Here is a 4,779-nt window from a genome sequence, read left to right as displayed (position 1 = left end):
ACACGACCAACAAAGGTGTGATGGGGGAAAGCATCTAGCTTGATTTCTGCTTCTTCTCCTGGGCGCATCTTTTCTAATTGAGTTTCTTTGAAGTTCGCAATTACCCAATACTGGTTATCCACGATCGCCATTAATGGTGTTCCTGATTGGACTCGGTTGCCAACTTCGACGTTTTTTCTACCAACTCGTCCGGCGCTGGGGGCGGTAACGTTGGCGTAAGATAGTTGTAATTGTGCGTCTTTGAGCGATGCTTCTGATTGTGCGATCGCAGCTTTTGCTGCTTCATATTGGCTACGTTTTACTGTTGTATCTTGTCCGCCTGCGGTAGCTTGTTGCAATCCTCCCCTAGATGCTGCCAATTTAGCTTGGGCATTGGTGACATTTTCTTGCGCCTGTGCTAGTTGAGACTGGGCTTTAGCAACACCAACTCTAGCAGAGGCTAACTTGGCTTGGGCTTGTTCTACTCCTTGAACAGCAACGTTCCTTTGTGCCGTAGCCACGTTATAAGCGGCCTTGGCTGCATCTAGCTGCTGACGAGCGATCGCACCTGATTTATATAACTGGTTGTAGCGGTTGTAATCTGCTTTGGCATTTTCCAAATTCGCATTTGTTTGCGCTACCTGCGCTTGGGCGGCGGGAATCCCTGCTTCGGCTAGTCTGACTTCAGCTTGCGCTGCTGGTATCCCTGCTTGAGCTTCTTGAACTGCTGCTTGGGCTGTGGAAATTGCTGCTACCGCACTGCTGACATCACCCTGCGCTTGAGTTGTCTTACCAGTAGTGGTTTCTGAAGTTAAAGCAATATTTGCTTGGGCGGCTTGCGCCTGTCCACGAGCATTTTCTAGGGCTGCTGCTGCTTGCTGTACCTTGCTTTCATAGTCCCGTGGATCTAATTTCACTAACAATTGTCCCGGTTGCACCAGTTGGTTATCATTCACTAGCACCTGACTTACAGTTCCGGGAATGCGGCTACTAACTTGGTGAATGTTACCAGCAACGGTGGCGTTCTCTGTTTCCTGATGAGTGGAGGCGTATTGCCAGTAGTTATAACCAAAACCACCTGCGGCGATCGCACCCACACCTAATGCTGCCAGAATTAAACCAGTCGGTCTTTTCCGCTTCGGTGGAACTTCTTTCTCTTTCTCTATCTCAGGTGTGACAACAGGTGCTTCTGCCGTCACAGTTTCTAAAGTCTCGGAATCAGGAATCAATTGTTTTCCGATAAATGGGGTTTTGTGTCCGTTGCGTCCGTTAAAAGTATTACTGGTCATGATTCTTAACTCGTTTGTTCAATAATTTGATTGATAGTCTTTTATTTAGAATGCGTAGTATTTTCTGAAAAAAATTTATTTACTTAGTATGCGTATTATTATCTTAAAACAAATCTTCACATCACCTCCCCCAGTCGGGTGATTATGGGATCATCTCTAGGAGAGGTTAGCGATCGCCCGGTTCAAGATTTGAGAAAACAGTTCTTGGTCAGCAAAGGAAATACCATCCATCGTTTCATCACGCACTGCTGCGGCAATGGGGGGTAAAACACCTTCTAGTTCCTTACCTGCATCCGTTAGCCAGATTCGCCAGATGCGGCGATCGTGACCATCGCGTTCTCGACGCACCAAGCCGCGTTCTTCCATCCGATCTAATACGCCTGTTAAAGTCCCCCCTACTTGTTTGAGTTTGTCCCCAATACTAGAAGTAGGTAAACCATCCTCTTGCCATAAACAGCACAACACCAGCCAGTGAAATGGCGTAAGACCAAAGGGTTCTAGCCTGTCTGTAAACTTGCGACTGAGTAGCTGCGAGACTAATTTGATTCTGTAGCCCAAATTGTATGGTGCCAGATTTTGCTGCCACGAATCTAAAGGTGGGGAGTGATTAGATGTAGAAACCATTTAGAAAAATACTTAGTATGCGTAATATTATTATAATTGGATTAGCTTTTTTATCAATACTTGCTTTATATCTGCTTGACATTCTGTCTTAAAGAATAATATTGTACCCTTTGACAGTGCTGATAATGCAGTGAAGTTGAGATAATTTACCGGACTGGTCAGCATATATATAAGGATAGCTCAAAGCTGGTATTTGGGAAATAGAGCCTATTTATTCAGGACGAATAGAAAGATAGAAATTAAGTAGTACTTTTGTTTTAGCATCTATTTACACAGAGTAGATAGGACGAGATTGGAGAATTGAAGCGTAAGTCTTACTTTCTCCTAACCAAGGAAGTAAATGATGAAGTAAAACTATTACTACAGGCAGTGATAGCTAGTTTAATAATGTTTTTTACTGCCCATGCCTTAGCTTTTAAACTGCACTGGCCTAGCCGCTACACCCATCATACTTTTAGGATGGTACTTGCTGTTGCAGCAGCAATCTCTATTATCTTGATTTTAGATGCTACATTTCGATGGTCGAGAGAAAATGGGAAACAGATTTTCATCTTGGGAACTATTATAATCTTTGGTGCAGGACTCGTTTTGTACCCTAGCAGCTTCAGCTTAAAAGTTTTTCCTAAAACCCTTTATGTAGAGGGTAAAGCCCCAACATTATATAATTTTTTGCAAAAGCAACCGCAAAATAGACTTGAACAGAATACCCAATTATAATCAAAGGTTTTTCCATCTGTCTTAGGGAAGAACTTGAATTAACTGATACTCTTTGACTGTACCCAGAATGCGGTGAGGTCGAGATAATTTAGGGGACTGGTCAGCATATATCCAAGCATAGCTCAAAGCAGGTATTTGGGAAATAGAGCCTACTCGTTGGGGGTGAATAGAAAGATAGAAATTAAGCAATACTTGGGTTTTCTGGTCTATTTGCACATAGTAGGTAGGATGAGATTGGATAATTGCGGCGATCGCACTTTGTTGTAAGAAAGATTTCAAAATAGGGTTATAGTCACTTAAAAGCCCTATGCTACCAATCATCGCCAAAGCTAACCAACAAGGAATTAACCAGCCTGCAATCCAATAACGCGCTGTGAGAAACTTCTTGCCAAAGTGGTAACGACTAATCCACACTACAGGTAAAATTAACCAACCCAAGCCAATAGCCAAGCCAATAAATGCATACTTGCGGATGTCAAAACTACCCCAACTAAGAACACCAATACTCACTATTACAAGTAAAACACCGAACCCACCAAAGCCATAACTGAGATTTCGAGGAAAATTATTTTTTGCAAAAAGGCTTAATATATTTATTTTACCTTTTTCAACAGGTAATTGCGGGGTAATTCCTGTTTCGTAAATACTACCTAACCAATTTAAACCCACAGATGCAAGCAAAGCTACAAACGGATAAAGGCAAAGACTATAGTGAGGAAGACGAGTACTAAAAAGGCTAAGTTCACAAAATAAAACAAGTGGAAAGCCAACTAATATTAACTGATAACGATTAATAGGACGATGAAAAGTAATAAATAAACCTAAAAGTCCGAAAAAAGGCCAAGGAAATGCTTTTAAAATAATATTCCATAAATAAAACAGCCGATCATTTCTATAATTATTTTCAGAACCTAGCTGCACAACAAACTTGAGCAACTCTTCAAAACTCTGATTTCCGTAGTGCAGCCAACTTAACCACAGCCAAACACAGGTAGGGATTAAACCTACAAAAAAGCCTAAATACAAAAATGGGTTAGTAAGATGATGATGGCGGCGATGTTCCCAAATTAAATAAGGGAATAAAGCTACGATTGGCAAAAAAATCATAAAGCTTCTGACTAAGAAACCTAAACCTAAACTTAAACCAGCTATAAAACTCCAAAAATAGCGATATTTAGGATATGATTCCGCTTTTATTAAAGACAAAATAGCTAAAAGTACTAATAAAACCATCGGTACATCAGGTGTACTTAAGCGAGAGTATTGCAGCCAGAAAAATTCTACACTTAAAATTGCAGCAGCTAGCCAACCTAATTTTTTGCCTAGCATACTTTTGGCAATTTCATACACCAGCCATAAGCTAAAAATGCTAGCAATCATACTAGGAATACGCGCACTAGTATCACTCATCCCAAACAGCTTGTAGAAACTGGCAATTATCCAATAAGGCCCAGGAGTTTTATGATGTGCTTTTTCCCAAGGAGTTATCCAATTACCAGAATCAAACATCAGACGCGCACGCGAAGCGTAAAGCCCTTCATCATGTGCCATCAGGCTATTATGCCCAGAAGTAAATAATAATAAGGGAAGTATCCAAAGTAACAAGCTCAAATATGGTAATAATCCCACTAGGCGCGTTTGTCGCCAAATATGCTGCAAGATATGTAATTTATAAAACATTGAATTGATAAAATTGAATGCTGCTATTTAGACTCGTCTATGTGTCTTGCTGTTATTAAAATATGTTACATAGTGTTTTTTGAACAATACCTGAAATTGCCGCATTTTTTGAAATAGAGTTACCTGCAAGCTACTTTTTGATAAATCTTGGTTGTTCTAAACTCAGATCCAACATGGCTTCCATCGTGTCCTATAACGATATAACAGTTTCAGCAGATTGGGCTGACGCATTACGAGGACGAAGATGTAAGGTGATTTCCGTATCGAGCCGCTTGAGGAAAATGAGGAGTTTGCCCTCGCCAAAGCGTTGAAACTCTCCTTTCATCAAATGAGATACTTCTGGGTGAGGAATGCCAAGAAGTTCGCTGATTTCGCGCTGTTTCAGGTTGCGTTGAGAAAGGAGGCGTAGTACCTGAATCCCTATCTTTCCTCGCATAAAAAGTTCCGAAGCATCCTCTAAACCGAGATCAGCGAATACATTGCCACTGCT

General features: G+C 41.1%; 5 protein-coding genes. 1 reads left to right on the top strand and 4 read right to left on the bottom strand.

The genetic code is table 11. From position 1 onward, the window contains the following. A partial coding sequence (locus VE944_RS19200; RefSeq protein WP_324980340.1) for an HlyD family secretion protein occupies positions 1-1,268 on the bottom strand: 1,268 nt, incomplete at its 3' end. A gap of 156 nt (positions 1,269-1,424) precedes the next feature. After that, entirely contained in the window at positions 1,425-1,892 is a 468-nt protein-coding gene (locus VE944_RS19195; RefSeq protein WP_324980338.1) for a MarR family winged helix-turn-helix transcriptional regulator, read from the bottom strand. 300 nt (positions 1,893-2,192) lie between these two features. Between VE944_RS19195 and VE944_RS19190 the strand changes: the two genes are divergently transcribed. Then, positions 2,193-2,609 carry a hypothetical protein gene (locus VE944_RS19190; protein ID WP_324980334.1) on the top strand — a complete coding sequence of 139 codons (417 nt, stop codon included), beginning with the start codon at positions 2,193-2,195 and terminating at the stop codon, positions 2,607-2,609. A gap of 21 nt (positions 2,610-2,630) precedes the next feature. On the opposite strand, the gene VE944_RS19185 is transcribed toward VE944_RS19190, so the two are convergent. Then, a complete protein-coding gene (locus tag VE944_RS19185; RefSeq protein ID WP_324980332.1) occupies positions 2,631-4,289 on the bottom strand; it encodes an ArnT family glycosyltransferase in 1,659 nt (552 codons plus the stop codon). A 190-nt stretch (positions 4,290-4,479) separates the two neighbouring features. Beyond that, the coding region (locus VE944_RS19180; protein WP_324980329.1) for a helix-turn-helix domain-containing protein at positions 4,480-4,779 on the bottom strand (300 nt) is incomplete at its 5' end.

Source organism: Nostoc sp., assembly GCF_035638895.1.
Taxonomy (GTDB): domain Bacteria; phylum Cyanobacteriota; class Cyanobacteriia; order Cyanobacteriales; family Nostocaceae; genus Nostoc.
This window is presented reverse-complemented; position numbering and strand designations above follow the sequence as displayed.

Bases quoted from the DNA above. Each gene is read 5' to 3' on its own strand.
- VE944_RS19195 (WP_324980338.1), bottom strand. From the start codon at position 1,892: ATGGTTTCTACATCTAATCACTCCCCACCTTTAGATTCGTGGCAGCAA.
- VE944_RS19185 (WP_324980332.1), bottom strand. From the start codon at position 4,289: ATGTTTTATAAATTACATATCTTGCAGCATATTTGGCGACAAACGCGC.